The sequence below is a fragment of the Parafrankia sp. BMG5.11 genome (assembly GCF_004337455.1).
The window spans coordinates 26,257-41,954 of the sequence record NZ_SJXI01000033.1 but is presented as its reverse complement, the minus strand read 5'-3'; the positions used below and the strand labels follow the sequence as shown (position 1 = coordinate 41,954).

Annotated in this window: 14 protein-coding genes; all 14 read left to right on the top strand. The window is 71.5% G+C overall.

Annotated features, from left to right (window positions below; translation table 11 throughout):
- Positions 1–245 precede the first annotated feature (245 nt).
- The gene (locus E0504_RS22860; RefSeq protein ID WP_243657591.1) at positions 246–1,331 is read left to right on the top strand and encodes an amidohydrolase family protein; all 1,086 of its coding nucleotides are present in this window, start codon (positions 246–248) and stop codon (positions 1,329–1,331) included.
- Positions 1,332–1,430: 99 nt separating this feature from the next.
- A complete protein-coding gene (gene fxlM, locus E0504_RS22855; RefSeq protein ID WP_131625860.1) occupies positions 1,431–2,633 on the top strand; it encodes a methyltransferase, FxLD system in 1,203 nt (400 codons plus the stop codon).
- Positions 2,634–3,602: 969 nt separating this feature from the next.
- Positions 3,603–4,022 carry a hypothetical protein gene (locus E0504_RS22850; protein WP_243657590.1) on the top strand — a complete coding sequence of 140 codons (420 nt, stop codon included), beginning with the start codon at positions 3,603–3,605 and terminating at the stop codon, positions 4,020–4,022.
- 931 nt (positions 4,023–4,953) lie between these two features.
- Entirely contained in the window at positions 4,954–5,643 is a 690-nt protein-coding gene (locus E0504_RS22840; protein WP_243657589.1) for an SAF domain-containing protein, read from the top strand.
- Positions 5,640–6,575 carry a chromosome partitioning protein gene (locus E0504_RS22835; RefSeq protein WP_131625858.1) on the top strand — a complete coding sequence of 312 codons (936 nt, stop codon included), beginning with the start codon at positions 5,640–5,642 and terminating at the stop codon, positions 6,573–6,575. Before E0504_RS22840 ends, E0504_RS22835 begins: the two co-directional genes overlap by 4 nt.
- On the top strand, positions 6,572–7,912 hold the full coding sequence (locus tag E0504_RS22830; RefSeq protein ID WP_131625857.1) for a CpaF family protein: 1,341 nt from the start codon (positions 6,572–6,574) through the stop codon (positions 7,910–7,912). The genes E0504_RS22835 and E0504_RS22830 overlap by 4 nt, the downstream gene beginning before the upstream one ends.
- A complete protein-coding gene (locus tag E0504_RS22825) occupies positions 7,906–8,781 on the top strand; it encodes a type II secretion system F family protein (RefSeq protein WP_131625856.1) in 876 nt (291 codons plus the stop codon). Before E0504_RS22830 ends, E0504_RS22825 begins: the two co-directional genes overlap by 7 nt.
- Positions 8,778–9,674 (top strand): type II secretion system F family protein, encoded by an 897-nt coding sequence (locus tag E0504_RS22820; RefSeq protein ID WP_131625855.1) that lies wholly within the window; start codon positions 8,778–8,780, stop codon positions 9,672–9,674. The genes E0504_RS22825 and E0504_RS22820 overlap by 4 nt, the downstream gene beginning before the upstream one ends.
- Positions 9,675–9,727: 53 nt before the next feature.
- Positions 9,728–9,988, top strand: coding sequence for a hypothetical protein (locus E0504_RS22815; RefSeq protein WP_243657587.1), 261 nt, complete (start codon positions 9,728–9,730; stop codon positions 9,986–9,988).
- Complete coding sequence (locus tag E0504_RS22810) at positions 9,985–10,458, top strand: TadE family protein (protein WP_131625854.1); 474 nt, start codon at positions 9,985–9,987, stop codon at positions 10,456–10,458. The genes E0504_RS22815 and E0504_RS22810 overlap by 4 nt, the downstream gene beginning before the upstream one ends.
- Positions 10,455–10,982, top strand: a complete 528-nt coding sequence (locus E0504_RS22805) for a TadE/TadG family type IV pilus assembly protein (RefSeq protein ID WP_131625853.1) — start codon at positions 10,455–10,457, stop codon at positions 10,980–10,982. The genes E0504_RS22810 and E0504_RS22805 overlap by 4 nt, the downstream gene beginning before the upstream one ends.
- Complete coding sequence (locus E0504_RS22800; protein ID WP_131625852.1) at positions 10,979–11,671, top strand: hypothetical protein; 693 nt, start codon at positions 10,979–10,981, stop codon at positions 11,669–11,671. Before E0504_RS22805 ends, E0504_RS22800 begins: the two co-directional genes overlap by 4 nt.
- A 76-nt stretch (positions 11,672–11,747) precedes the next feature.
- Positions 11,748–12,152: a hypothetical protein gene (locus E0504_RS22795; RefSeq protein WP_243657586.1), complete on the top strand. Its 405-nt coding sequence runs from the start codon at positions 11,748–11,750 to the stop codon at positions 12,150–12,152.
- Positions 12,149–15,070, top strand: a complete 2,922-nt coding sequence (locus tag E0504_RS53525) for a BTAD domain-containing putative transcriptional regulator (RefSeq protein ID WP_131625850.1) — start codon at positions 12,149–12,151, stop codon at positions 15,068–15,070. The genes E0504_RS22795 and E0504_RS53525 overlap by 4 nt, the downstream gene beginning before the upstream one ends.
- Positions 15,071–15,698: the final 628 nt, after the last annotated feature.

Genomic DNA, 15,698 nt, shown 5'->3' with positions numbered 1-15,698 from the left:
CGACGGAAGGCTTTGACGTGTCCGAACGCCGCGCGGACTCTGTTCCCGACCCTCGGCTCAACGGCCGTCTCCCAGCCCACGCTGACCACCATGAACCTGCCGGGTTCCCGCCCGCCGACGGCGAGCGGCCCGGTAAACAGGGGTCTCCAGCGGCTTGTCCAGCCGACGAACCCGAGGCCGGAGCGCGTGCCACCGGCTCGGGCGCGGACCTGTCACGGCGCCGGCTGCTCGGGCTAGGGGCAGGGGTGGTGCTCGGGGCCGGCCTGATGGCCGGAGGGCTCGCGGTAGCCCGGCGCATCGACAGGACGGACCCGTCGGGCCGACCGGGGCGGGCCTTGGAACTGCCGCCGCGTATCGATGTGCATCATCACGCGATGCCAGGCGCGGTGCGTTCCTGGCTGGCGGCAGCAGACTGGCCCCCAGGCTTTGAGAGGCCGCTGTTCGCACCGTGGAGTGTCCGCGACACGCTGACAGCGCTGGACCAGCATGGCACCGAACTCGCGGTGCTGTCCACGCCGATCCCCGCCGCACTGACCCCCACCATCGCGCACACCTCGGAACTGGCACGGCTGGTGAACGACAGCCTGCACGGGATCGCCACCGATCACCCGACCCGCTTCGGCTGGCTGGCCCGCGTTCCCCTCCTCGACGTCGACGACGCCCTCGCCGAGATCAACCGGGTGTACGACCAGCTACACCCCGACGGAGTACTCCTCACCACCCACGACGGAGACCACCTCCTCGGCGATCCGACGTTTGATCCGGTGATGGCCGCGCTGCACGCCCGGAACGCGGTCGTCCTCGTACACCCCGACGCCCCGCCCGATCTGTACCCCGGCTCCCTGCCGCCGTTCGTGGTCGATGAGCCCACAGACATCACCCGGGCCGCGGTCTCGCTCACCATGTCCGGGACTCTCGACCGCTACCCGGCCATCCGCTGGATCCTCGCCTACAGCGGTGGCGCGTTCCCCTACCTCGCCGGTCGCCTCACCGCCGGCCGTGGGCTGGGCTATGGCGCCGACCCGGCAACGGTACGGGCCGCCGTGCAGCGGTTCTCCTACGACACCGCCGGGCCCATGTCCCCCTACGCAACCCCCACCCTGCTCACCGCCACCGCCACCGCCACTGGGGCTGGGGCTGGGGCTGGGGCTGGGGCGATTCTCTATGGCTCGGACTCCCACGCCGTGCCCCCGGCCACCGTCGCGGACGGCCTCGCGCAGCTGTGTGCCGACCCGGCGCTGGACGCGGTCACCGGGGCTGCGATCGCCCGCAGCAACGCGCTACGCCTGTTCCCCACCCTCCACCGTCGGCTCACCCAGACCCGGCCCTGACCGGACAGAGCATCGCCCCCGTCCAGGCCACGGCCAGCCCCCCATGACACCCGCTACGCAACCTGCCAGCGCCGTCCACATCGAAAGAGATCGTTTCTCGTGACCCTGCCCACACGCGACAGTTCCCCGGACGCCCTACACACGGCGATGGTCCGCCGGCTCGCCCGCTCCGGGAAAGTCCTCACCGATGCCGTCGCGGACGCGATGGCCGCCGTGCCCCGCCACCACTTTCTTCCCGCTGTACCGCCGCGGGTCGCGTACTCCGAGCAGGACATCATCACCAAACGCACAGCCGACGGCCCGGTGCTGAGCTGGGCGTCAGCGCCCGGGACCGTCGCCACGACACTCGAACAACTCATCGTCCTTCCCGACCAGACGATCCTCGAGATCGGCACTGGCACCGGCTACACCACCGCCCTCCTCGCCCACCTGACCGGCAAGGGCGGACACGTCACCACCCTCGACATCGACCCCGACCTCACCGTTGCGGCCCGCGACACCCTCACCGCCACCGGCCACACCGCCATCACCGCGCTCACCGGCGACGGCCGACACGGCCACCCCGATGGCGCGCCCTACCACCGGATCGTCGCCGCCGACGCCTGGGACATCCCCGCGGCCTGGTGGGACCAGCTCGGCCGCGGCGGCCGACTCGTCGTCCCCCTACGCCTGCGCGGCGCGAGCTGGAGCATCGGATTCGCTCATCACGGTGACCGCATGGTCTCCGACATGGCCGAACCGGCCGGCCTCACGCCCATGATCAGCCATGTCAGCCATGAAGGAGAACGGGTTGCGTCCATCCACCAGGACGGCCTCGTCTCCCTGGCCTGGGATCAGGACCAGCCGATCAGCAGCACCGTTCTGAGTGGAGTCCTCTACCGTGACCGGGCCGTCGCGCTCTCCGGCGTCGTCTCGGGCCGCAGCTCCCCGGTGGACGGCATCTGGCTCCGCCTCGCCGCGACCGAGGCAGGCTGCTGCCGCATCACCGCCCGAGGGCCCGCCGTCACCTCGCAGCTCTGCACACCCGCCATCCCGCTGGGTAGCCCGGCTCTCGTGGACGCAGACTCCCTGGCCTACCTCACCCTCACCCGCGAACACGACGGGTACGCCCATGTCCTGGGCGCCATCGGGCACGGCCCGAAGGGTCATCAGCTCACCGACCGGATCATCACCGCGATCCACGCCTGGGACAAGGACCGCACCGCGGCACCGACGATCACGCTGCACCGCGGCACACCCGACACCACCACCCGAACCAGAATGATCATCAAAGGCGAGAATCGCCTGACGATCACTTACTGATCTTGGCAACGCCACGTGCAGCACGACCAAGGCGCGCAACGGAGCAGCGCTGCCGTCCGGCCCGCCGACCCGCGCTCTCACCGCTGACGACGCGTGTCACGTGAGCTCACCCAACTCGTTGTCACCGACCGGATCAGCATGGCCCGCCACGGCCCCGCTGCGCGACGGCATGTCCGTGCTGGGCACGATCCCGACCAGGGACAACCGTCGGGACATCTCCTGCTGATCATCCCGTGTCGCCCGGTCCCCACCGGGAGGGCCAGGCAGGAAGATGACTGTCCGTCGCGCCACGGAGCTTCGAGCGCCCCGACCATGGCAGATTCTTGATCCTCTGGGTTAAAACAATTTTGCAGGAACCTGCCATGCACTTGCATCGGCACGATGAAGACGCCCTCGGACTAGCCGGGGACCACTACGTTGAGTCAACCCTTGGACTCGCCGAGCCGAGCAGGCCACTCTGAGGCAAACGTCGAGGACAAAACAAGATCGACAAGTGCCTGGGCTGCGGGGGCCGCGGAAGGCCAGGGATCTGACCAGCGGTTTTCCGCATTCGCGATCGCCGTCGCCCGCGGACCGGCCGCCGGGACCGCCCGCCTGGCTGCAGCGCTTTGGCCGCCTGCCCAGCCTTCGCACTTGAGACGATAAGCTACTCAGAGTAGCTGACCGGATTGCTCCGGCGCAGCCTAGACCGTTCCGCCCACCGTGTCTCCTGTGAGATTTACACCCCTTGTCCTCACTTGGTGTAGAGGGTCTATAACTCTCACACCTTGAGGGGGTCACTTAAGCGAGGGGCATGGGTCAGATGGGTAACGGAACGTGAGGCGGCACGGATGGTCGCTCGGCGGCACGGTCGCCCTGCTGGCCCTACTGGCAACCAACGCCTGCGCCGACGGCACCGGCGCCCCACCAGCGCCGGCACCTCCAGCAACGGCCCGGCCCATTCCCTCCCCGGCCAGCCCCTCAGCGTCGTTGACCGCGGCACAGGTCGCTGAGCGCGATGCCCTCGCCGCCTACCGGGGCATGTGGGAAGACTGGGTCGCGATCGCCGCCACCGGCGACTACCAGAACCCGCGGTTGGCGACCCACGCGAGCGGACCGGCGTTGTCCCTCATCTATCGCGGCGTCTATGCAAATTGGCGGGATGGTCTCGTCGCTCGTGGCGAGCCAGTTCTGTCGCCCAAGACGTCGGCCGCGACACCTCCGGGCAATCCCGATCGGATCACTATCACAGATTGCGTGGACAGCTCTAACTGGCTGAACTATCGAACAGACGGACAACTGGAGAATGACACTCCTGGTGGTCGACGTTTTATTCAGGCTCTTGCGGTACAGACGGCCGGAGAGTGGAAAGTCGATCAACTCGTCGTGCAGGCGCTCGGCACCTGCTAATGCAGTTCCGGCTACCACTGGTCATGGCGATCGCTATGGGGGTCTTGTTCGCCGCACCAGCACACGCTGACGACGCATTCGGGTCGACCGAATGCAGCGAGACAACCTGCCACCTCTGGGCCGGGACGGACGGAAAGCCGATCGAGGACTACCGCGGTAACCCGAAACCCCCGACCGCACCGCAACGAGGAAATTCCGCTCGAATGTGCAGGATACCCACGGCGACCGAGGAAGTTCTCTGCGTGGACCCCGATCTTGGCTGGCTCAGCGCGGATGGCTGCTACTACCGGTCCGCCACTGATTTCGTTGCGACTCCCGCGCTAGAGGCGATGGAAGCAACTCCTGGCGTTGCGGGTTCCTGGTATGAACGGAAATGCGTTGGGATCAGTGGTAGCGGGGCGGTGGTGTGGCGGCCGGATGCGGCGATGGGGGCGGTTGTTCCGCCTTCGCCGGAGGTGGTGGCGCAGCGGGCTGTGAGTCAGCTGGTGTTGCCGTCTCCGGTGGTGGAGGTGTCTCCCGGCCTGGATGTGGTGCAGACGGTGGGGGTTCCGGTGTGGTTGTGGATTTCGGGTGGGTGGGGGCCGGTGTCGGCGACGGCGGCGGTGCCGGGGGTGTCGGTGACGGCGACGGCGCGGCCGGTGTCGGTGTTGTGGGATTTCGGGTCCGGTGGGCAGATCCGCTGTGCGGGTCCAGGCCGGGCGTTTCGGCCGGGTGTCGATGATCCGGCAGCTGGATCGGAGTGTTCGATCGCGTTCGCTCGTGGTTCGGCGGGTCAGCCGGGGGGCCGGTTCTCGGTGACGGTGACCGTGACCTGGCAGGTGGGGTGGGCGGGTGCTGGTCAGAGCGGTGAAGCTGCGGGGCTGACATCCCAGACGGCCGCGTCGGTCGCGGTTGGGGAGTCGCAGGGCCTGGTGTTGCCGGGGGCGGGCAGGTGAGCGCGGCGGGCCGGACGCGGCGTCATGGGGATGTGCGTCTGCCGGTGCGGGAGGGGTCGCGGGGTGGGGCGGCGCGGCGGGCGCTGGTCGGGGTGCTGCTGGTCGCGCTGTCCGTCGCGGCGTTCGTCGTCATCGGTGGTCAGCGAGAAGGCCGGAGGGAGTTGCTGGTCGTGGCCCGCGACGTCCCGGCGGGCCGGGTGTTGACGGTGCAGGATCTGCGCCCGGTGTCGGTGGGTGCCGGGGCCGGGGTGGATGTGGTGGCTGCGGACGCGGTGGATGCGGTCGTGGGCCGGGTGGCGGTGGTGCCGCTGGTGGCGGGCAGCCTGCTGCCTGCGGGTGCGGTGGGGGATGGGTCGCGGGTGCCGCCGGCGGGGCGGGCAGTGGTCGGGGCGGCGCTGAAGGCAGGCCAGTACCCCCCGGAGCTGGTTCGGGGCGATGGGGTGTCGGTCATCCTCACCGCGGCGTCGACCAGCGGCGCCGACCCCACGGTTTCCACGCCCTCGACGGGCTCACCGGCCCGGTCGGTGCAGGGGCTGGTCGTGACTGTCCAAGGCGACGAGGCGGACCCGGCCGGAACCGATGGGGTGGTGGTGTCGCTGCAGGTCGCGGACGGGGACGCCGAAACAGTGGCCGAAGCCGCGGCGGCGGGGCGGGTCGCGTTGGTGGTCCGGGCGGTGTCCCGGTGAGCGGCCTGGTCGTGGTGGGGTCGGTGAAGGGTTCGCCGGGGGTGACGACGGCGGCGCTCGCGCTGGCAGCGGCCTGGCCGGCCGGTCAGACCGAAGCCGATCCGCTGCTGGTGGAGGCCGACCCCTCGGGCGGGGATGTGGCCGGCTGGTATCAGCTGCGGGGCTATCCAGGACTGTTGAGCTGGGCGGCTGCCGCCCGCGGCGGAGCAGCCCCGGTGGACGCGCACGTGTGGGAACTCGCCGGCGATGTGGGGTTGGTGGCGGGGCCGGTGGAGGCGGGCTCGGCCCGCGGAGCGGTCGCGGTCCTCGCCCAGACCGGGTCAGTGCCCGAGGCAGCGTCAGGCCGGCTGATCGTGGCGGACTGCGGCCGGCTCGACCCCGCCTCTCCGGCGTTGCCGATCGCCGGGGCAGCCGGGGTGCTGGCAGTGCTGGTGCGTCCGGTCCCCGCCGAGCTGGCCCGCGTGACGGCACGGGCCGGGGAACTGACTGGCGCAGGCCGCCGGGACTGCGTGCTGATCCTCGCCGGTGAATCCGCCTGGCCCACCGGACGGGTCGAGGACGCTGTCGGCCTGCCCGTGGTCGGAGTGTTGCCGCATCATCCGCGGGCCGCGGCTGGTGTGTCCGGGGGGCGGTTCGGCCGTGGAGCCCGCCGCTCCCAGCTCCTACGCGCCGCCGCCGACATCGCCACCACACTCGACCGCCGCCTCGCCGCACAGCCCACCGGATCGTCGCGGGCCCTCGCCCCGCCACCCACGGTCGCGCCACCAGGTCCACCGCCGCTGCGGGCCGGTGTTCACCCTCCTGCTTTGCCCCGCTCGACGTTCTCCCTCCCGCAGCGGGGGGAGCAGCGGGCTGCGGTGTCCGGCTGGGTTCCCACGGTCCCTGACCGGGCCGGCCCACCCCCGGCACGTCACCGGGAAGGCCAGCGATGACCGACAACGTCGACGCGCTGGCAGCCCGGGTCCGGGTGCAGGTCGGCGCGGCGCTGTCCGCGCGGCTGCAAGCCCGAGAAGCCCAGGGCCTCCCGCCGTTGGGTCGGGCGGATCAGCGGGCGCTGACCTCGGAGCTGATCTCCGCCGTGTTGGCGCAGCACGCCCAGACCCAGCTCGCCGACGGCGGGCAGCTGCTGTCCGCCCAGGTCGAGGAACAGATCAGCCGAACCGTCCTCGACAGCCTCTACGGGTTGGGCGGGCTGCAGCCGCTGCTGGATGACCCGAGCATCGAGAACATCTCGGTGAACGGCTGCGATGTGGTGTGGGTGCGCCGCTTCGACGGCCGCCGCGAACGCCTCCCCGCCGTCGCCCGCTCCGACGCCGAGCTCGTCGAGCTGGTCCGCACGGTGGTGGCACGGGCCGGGGTGGAGGAACGCCGCTGGGACCGGGCCTCCCCGGAGGTGTCCTGCCAGCTCCCCGACGGCTCCCGGCTCCACGCCCTGATGGCGGTGGCGCATCGGCCGGTGGTGTCGATCCGCCGCCACCGCTACCAGCAGATCACTTTGGACCAGCTCGTCACCGACCTCGGGATGCTCAACGCCGAGCTACGGCACTTTCTGAACCGGCTGGTCCTGGCCCGGCGCAACCTGCTCATCGCCGGCGGGACCGGGATCGGGAAAACCACCTTCCTACGGGCGCTGGCCGCCGACATCCCGTACACCGAGCGGATCATCACGATCGAGGACAGCTACGAACTCGGCCTCGACCGCGACGGGCAGCACGGCGACGTCGTCGCACTGCAGGCCCGCGAGCCCAACATCGAAGGCGAAGGCGCGTTCAGCCAGGCTGACCTGGCCCGCTCCGCGCTGCGGATGAGCCCCGACCGGGTGATCGTCGGAGAAGTCCGCGGCGCCGAGGTCATTCCGATGCTCAACGCGATGAGTATGGGTGTCGACGGGTCGATGGCCACCATCCACGCCTCCTCCTCCGGCGCGGTGTTCCTGAAATTGGCCGCCTATGCCGCGCAGGCCGCCGAACGGCTCAGCATGGAAGCCACCATGCTGCTCGCGGCGAGCGCGGCGCATTTCGTCATCCACCTCGGCTACACCCCCGACGGGCGGCGGGTCGTCTCCAGCGTCCGTGAGGTCGTCGGCGCCGACGGGATGATCATCTCGACGAATGAGGTGTGGCGCCCCGGCCCCGACCGCGCCGCGGTCCCCGGTGCACCGCTGCGCCCCGACACCGCAGCCCTGCTCGCCCGCGTCGACAACCACCAGCACTCCTACCGCGCTCCCAGTGCCGACAGCAGCCCGGACGGTGGCTGGGCGCCATGGTGACCGCGGATGCCGGGGTGCTGCTCGCGGTCGGCTGCGGGACGGGCTGCGGGATCGGCCTTTGGCTGGCCGGTACCGGCACCGCCCCGTTCACCGCGGCAGCCCGCGCGTGGGCGGGCCGGCAGGTCGGGGGCCTGTCCCGCCAGGCCCGCGCCGCCCGCGCCCTCGGCGCGGTCACCGCCGCGCTCACGGTCGGGCTGCTCACGGGCTGGCCGGTGGCCGCGGCGCTGGCGGCCCTGGCGGTGGTCATCCTGCCGGGGCTGCTCACCTCGGGCCGGGCCGAGCAGGCCCGCACCGACCGGGTCGAGGCGATTGCGGTGTGGACGGAGATGCTGCGCGACACCCTCGCCGGCGCCGCCGGCCTCGAACAGGCGATCCGCGCCACCGCGCCGATCACCCCAGCTCCTATCCGTGCCGAGGTCGTGCAGCTCGCCACCGCCCTCGACGCCGGGGTACGTCTGCCCGATGCGCTTGCGGAGTTCGCGGACGCGGTCGATGACCCGACCGCGGACCTGGTGGTCGCGGCGCTGGTGATGGCCGCGACCCGCCAGGCCCGCAATCTCGCCGACCTGCTGGGCCGGCTTGCCGCCGCCGCCCGCGACCAGACCGCGCTGCGGCTGCGCACCGCGGCGTCACGCGCCCGGATCCGTACCTCCACCCGGGTCATCGCCACCACCACCCTGGTCATGGCCTTCGGCCTCGTCGTCCTCTCTCCCGCTTTCGTCGAGCCCTATGACAGCGCGGGCGGGCAGCTGATGCTGCTCGCCGTCGCCGCCCTCTTCGCCGGCGGCCTGACCTGGTTGTCACGGATGGGCCGCACGCCAACCTCGGGCAGAATCCTGACCCGCCTACCCGCGCGGAGTCGGCCATGACCGGGCTTCTGCTCGCCTGCGGCACGGCCACGGGTGTCGGGCTGTGGCTGGTCTGGACGGGGCTGCGCCCCGCCGAACCCGACCTGCGCCAGCTCATCGCCGACCTGCACCCCACCCCACCCACCCCCGGCGAACCAGCGACAGTCTCGGGCGGGTGGGCGGCTCGCGCGGGACGTCCTCTCGCCCGCCGGCTTACTCCCGGCTCGCTCATCCCGGCCAGCATCAGCCGCGACCTTGTCTCGCTCGACCGGGATCCCGCCACCCACCTCGCCGAGAAGATCACCAGCGGGGTGGTCGGGTTCTTCCTGCTCCCGCTCCTGGCCGTCGTCCTCGCCGTCGGTGGGGTGAGGCTGCCTGTGGTGCTGCCGGCGGCGGGTGCGCTCGTCCTCGCCGCCGTCGGGTTCGTCGCACCGGATCTGGCCGTCCGCGCCGACGCCGCAGCCCACCGCCGGGCGCTGCGCGCCGCCTTCTCGAGCTTTTTGGATCTGGTGGTGATCGCGTTGGCGGGCGGCGCCGGGGTCGAGCAGGCCCTCGATGACGCCGCGTCCATCGGCACCGGCCCCGCCTACACCCAGCTGCGCCGCGCTGTGGACACCGCTGTCCTCACCGGCACCCCGATCTGGACCACCCTCGCCGACCTCGGACACCGCCACAGCATCCCCGACATCGTCGAAACCGCCGCCAGTGTGGAACTCGCCGGCGGTGAAGGCGCGAAGATCCGCGCCTCCCTCGCCGCCAAAGCCGCCTCCATCCGCCTACGCGCCCTCACCGACGCCGACGCGGACGCCGCCGCGGCCACCGAACGCATGTCCCTACCCGTCGCCCTGCTCTTCCTCGGATTTCTTCTCTTGATCGGCTACCCCGCCGTCGCCCGCGTCATGACCAGCCTGTGAAAGGTCCGCGAGTTCACCTATTCCGACCCCTGCCCGGAAGGATCCCTCCCGCCGTGCCCCGACTCCGCCGCGCCGGCCCCCGCGCTGCGATCCGCCGTCCAGTAGCGGCAGCCACCGCCATGGTGCTCGGCCTGCTCACCCTCGCCTACGCCCGTCTGCACGCGTGGGAGACCCGGGCCCGTGAGGAGGACCGGGACGGCGGCTACAGCACCGAAACCGTCATCGTCACCGCACTGCTGGTCATCCTCGCGCTCGCCGTCATCGGGATCATCGGCCGGGCGTTGATCGACAAGGCCAACAGCATCGACCTATGACCCCGCCACCCACCCTCCACACCCGGCCGGGCCCGCTTTCACCACGGCCCGCCCGCCGCCGCACCCTATGGCGCTTCCCCGAGCGCACCGGCGACAGCCGAGAGGCCCCCGACACCGGCGCGGTCAGCGTCGAGCTGGTCATCGCCACACCCCTGCTGATCACCATGCTGCTGGTCGTCGTCCAGTACGCCCTGTGGGCCCACGCCAGCCACATCGCCGCCACCGCCGCACGCCGCGGCGCGGACGCCGCCCGCGCCTACGGCGCCACCCCCACCGCCGGATCTGATGCCGCGCAGATCACCCTCGACCAGCTCGGCGACACCGTCCTCACCGCCACCCACGTCCAGCTCGATGCCCGCCCAGAGACGGTCACGATCACGGTCACCGGGACCGCGGTCAGCCTGTTGCCCGGGATCTCGCTGCCCGTGACTGGTCACGCCACCGGAACCGTCGAGCGGTTCACCCCATGAACCGCTCTTCCGCCCGCCCCGACCGGTGGCAGCGATGCGGGCCTGCGCAACCGAGCGCAGAAGGTGCTAGCGATACGGGATCGGCCGCCGTCGAGCTCACCCTACTCACACCGTTGATCATTCTGCTGCTGGTGCTGATCGTCTACGCGGGGCGAGCGGTGAACGCCCGCGGGCAGGTCGACAGCGCCGCACACACCGCCGCCCGCGCCGCGAGCATCGCCCGCACCCCCACCCAGGCCCGCGCCGCCGCCCAAGCGGCCATCGCCCCCGACCTCACCGGTGCAGGGCCCTGCACCGCCCTCACCGTCCAGGTCGACACCAGCCAGTTCCACCCCGGAGGCGTCGCCCGCGCCACCGTGGTCTGCCAGCTCGACCAGTCCGACCTCGCCGCCGGCCTGCCCATCCCCGGACAGCGGACCCTCACCGCCACGGCGAGCGCCCCCATCGACCTCTATCGGACGGTCATCACCGCCCGTCTTCCCACAGGCGGCCCGGTCTTGGCCCGGATCGGTGAACGCACGTGAGAGTAGCCCGCGTCCTGAGGAAGCGGTGGCGAAGCGCCTCCGCCCTGCTCGGCGCCGTCGCCGCCTTGGCCGCGGTGGGTGCCGTAGCCGTGGTCGCCGCCTTCGACAGCCAGCACACTGTCACCTCCGGCCCGCCCCCGGCGGCGGCCTCCCCCCTGCAGGACAGCCCCGACCCGGACGGCCAGATGCTCCTCCCACCGGCACGCACCTTCGCGGACAACGGGGTACCGCTGCACTTTCCACACACCACCGCCGGAGCAGTGTCGGCTGCGGTCCGCTGGAGCCAGATGGTGATGCCCCGCGATCCCGCCGACCAGACCGGCATCTTCGCGGTGATCGCCACCCGCGGCTATCTGACACGCGCCGAAGGCATCGTCGACGACGGCTACAGCCCACCCCATCTCCCTCCAGACGGTGCGCTGTTCTTCCGCCCCCTCGGCGCCCGGATCCTCTCCGCGGAGGCTGACCGCACCACAGTCGCCCTCCTCCACACCAGCAGGGTCGCCACCAGCGCCACGCCTACCCCACCGCTGATCGGGACGGTCACCTGGACGCTGACCTGGACTGACGGCGACTGGCGCCTCGACGACATCCACCCCACACCACCCTCCGCCCGGCTGCGACTGCCGATCTCCGACAGCCCAGCTGCGGTCACCGCAGCGGGCTGGGACCGGTTCCACCGTGCCTGACCGGGACCGGGACCGGGACCGGGACCAGGACCAGGACCAGGACCAGGATCGGGATCGGGATCGGGATCGGGGGACAGTGACGGCGTTCTTCCTCGTGCTCACGGTCGCGCTGATCGGAGTGACCGGACTTGTCGTGGACGGCGGGCTCGCCCTGGACCGGAAAGCGACCGCGATTAGCCTCGCCGCCGAAGCCGCCCGCGCCGGAGCCCAAGGACTGGACCTGGAGACCTATCGGACCAGCGGCGTCGTCCACCTCGACCCACCCGCCGCCCGCCGCCGCGCCGAGCAGTACCTCACCGCCGCCGGGACGCAGGGGACCGTCACCGCAACCGCCACCACGGTGACGGTCGAGGTCACCGTACGGATGCCGACCCAGCTCCTCCGGGTCGTCGGCGTCGACACGCTCACCGTCACCGGCCACGCCACCGCAGCCCCCATCCACGGCGTCACCACCCCCTCCGTCCCAGGAGGCACTCTGTGAGCAGACGGGCCAGACCACGCCGGGTCAGACCGCTGCACCGTCTCGGCGGACTCCTACGCGCACTCGCCGGCCTCACCGCCACCAGCGCCGTCCTGATCGCCGCACCCGCCGCGATGTGGCAGCTCATCGGCTGGCCACTGCCCGACCACGTTCCACGCTGGACAGAGATCGTCGATACCGCGAGCTCACCACTCACCCAGGACCTGATCCTCGGCCTGATCGGCGCCCTGTTCTGGTACACCTACGCCCTGATCGCGGTGTCCATCGCCGTCGAAGTCGTCGCCACCATCGGCGGCTGGCACCGGCCCCGGCTGCCCACCGGCGGCCCCGCCCAGGCCCTGGCCGCCGTCCTCGTCGGCACGATCCTCGCCGGCCTACTCACCGCCACCACCCGCACCAGCACCGGGCCGCCGACATCCGCGGTCCTCGCCGCCTACCAGCGGCCCGCACCCGTCACCGCCCCCGCGGATCCCACCGCGCCGGCCGGGCCAAGCTGCACCGTCGCCCCCTACGACACCCTCTGGTCCCTCGCCGAAACCTGGCTACGCGACGGCCTGCGCTGGCACGACATCTGGGCCCTCAACCACGGCCGCATCCAACCCGACGGCACCCAGCTCACCACCCCCGACCTGCTACGCCCCGGCTGGATCCTGCACCTACCCCCCGACGCCCAACCCCCCGCCGGCCACACCCCACCGGCGCCGGCAGCACCCAGCACAGCCATCCCACTCCCCCCGACAGGTCCGAGCGGGCCGCAGGCGGACATCCCGGCCGCAGCTCCCAGCCCCACAGCTCCCACACCCCGGTCGCCCAGCACGCCACAGCGCAGCAACCCCACTCCCGCCTGGACCCCGACCCTCCCCCCAGCCCCGGTCGCCCCGGGCCCCTCGGCGACACCACCTCCCCACACACCACCGCCCACCAGCACGCCCCCGCCACCCCACACCGCGCCCGGCCAGGACCATCCGATCCGGCTACCTTCCGGCGCGGTCCTGCCTCTCGGTCTCATCACCGCCCTCGCCGCCGCGGTCACCATCGCCCGGCTCCTGCGCACCCGCCGCCGCCCCGTCCCCACCCCACCCGGCCAGCCCATCTCCACCGACCCACCCCTGCCCCTCGTCATCCGCGAAATCCTGCGCGCCAGCCGCCCACCCACCACCGACGACGACGACCCTGAACCCGTCAGCGACCCGTCCGCCGCACCGCCACCGGCAACCGGCCTCAGCACCGCCGTGCTCCACGCTTCGGCCCCTGACAGCCAGGCACCTCCCAGCCCGACCACAACCCCCTCCACCAGCACCACCACCCCCGGCCGCATCGACCCCGAAGAGCCTGCAGAGGGGCTCCCTACCGAGCTGCTCCGCACCGGCCGGCTCGACCTGCACGGCCCGTCCGCACCCGCCGCAGCCCGCGCCGTCGTACTGGGCGTTCTCGCCGACCACCACCGCGACCGGACCACCTGGCCCGCCCGGCTGATCATCCCCGATGACGCCGTCAGCCTGCTCGACCTGCCTCGCCCGTTGCTCGACGCGCTCCCTCAGGTCACGGTCACCGCCAGCACCGACGCCGCGCTCGACCTCGCTGACCGCGAGGCGCTCCGCCGCGCCCGACTCACCGACGGCACCACCACGACCAGCCTGGACGAGCTGCGCGCCGCGCTACCCGACGAGATGATCCCCACCGTCCTACTCCTAGCCAGCGCACCCAACCCCCACGACGGACGCCTCACCGCCCTGACCCACAGCGGCGCCCGACTCGGCATCTACACCATCACCGTCGAACCGACCACCGACCCGGCCGGCGACGATCAGCCACCGCTGCCCTGGCAGCTCACACCCGCACAGGCCAGCGACCTCCTGCACGTCCTCACCCAAGCCACCGACCAACCCACCCCACCCGGCGTCGAGACACCCGCCAGCATCCCCCCGCACACCCCCGTGGCCGGGGCCCGCCCCGCAACCCCGACCGTTGCGCCACCACCCCCCAAGCCAGCACCCTCACCCGCGACCACAACCCCACCACCCTGTGAACCGGCCCCCACCAGCACACCCGCACAGCCCGCAGAACAGACCAACCACCCCGACCAGCCAGGCAGGCGGGTACGGCTCGTGCTCTTCGGCCGGCCCGCCGTTCACCTCGACCGCACGCCCCTCGCCGGCGGGCTACGCACCCTCAGCCTGGAGATCGCCGCCTACCTCGCCGTCCACCCCGGCGGCATCACCGGAGACCGGCTCGCAGGTGAGCTCCTCCCCGACCAGGACCCGACCCGCGCCCGCAACCAGATCTACCGCGCCGTCGCCGCCCTGCGCGACACCCTGCGCACCGCCACCGGCGACCCCACCCTCACCCCCATCCTCAGCGGAAAAGCCGGCTACCGCCTCGACCCGACCCTGATCACCGTCGACCTGTGGGAGTTCGACACAGCCCTGACCGCCGCCGGACACGCCAACGACGACCCCGCCCGCATCACCGCGCTCACCCGCGCCGCCGACCTCGCCACCGCCACACCCTTCGGAGACACCGCCTACGACTGGTCCGCCCCGACCGTCACCGACCTTGAGCACCGCGCTGTCGACGCGCTCGCCGACCTCGCCGACCTGCACGCCGACGACCATCCCGAACAAGCCCTCGCCTACCTCGAACATGCCCTCGCACTCACCCCGACCGTCGAGGATCTCTACCGGCATGTCATGCGCATCCACGCCGCCCGCAGACGCCCCGACGCCGTCCGCCGCACCTACCAGCGCCTACGCGACGCCCTCGACACCCACGGCCTCGACGTCGACCCCACCCCCGAAACCCAGGCCCTACTCGCCCACCTCACCCGCACACCACCAAAACCCGCACCCACCCAAACCGGCCCGCGACGCATCATCCGACCCGCCACTACACTCCGGCCGGAACGCCCCAGCAGCTGACACCAAACAGCTTTACTAGCAACCCTTGATGGAAGCCGGTCATCGCCACTGGTACCGCCAGGGAGAACGCGGCAGCACCGCTAACCGTTACACAATTCCCAGCGTCCAAGGAAAGAGATTCACCGACACCAGTGCAGTCGCTGGACGATCAGGCAAGGATTTCCCAGCTTCCCATACCGCGGCCTGGGCCTCCACCCATCCGGGGTACACGCGCTGCCCCTGCCGGGGCCAGCGCACGAGGAACCCCGCTCGCCGTGATCCCATCATCGATGCAGGTCACGGAGCCGACACCAGCCCATGCCTCCCGCACTCGGGCCCGCGACCTCCACCCCGACATCCCTCACAGTCCACTTACTCGACGAAGAGCTTGTTCATCCGTCACCCTCTCGTCGAGGAGCGGGCGAAAGCATTGACGGCCCGTCGCTTTCCCGAGGAGAGATCGACACGCTGCGACCCAGGATGGATACACATCGCATAATTAGCCGCTACGCATACGAAGGCGACCAGTAGCGCTACGGAGAGCAACTCCGCATGGGAACGGTGTCGTCCGTCTCATCGTCACGGACCGACGCGCACCAGGTGCGCTACGGTCATCTTGCGCGTGAATGAAGCACGTGCATCGCGGCCC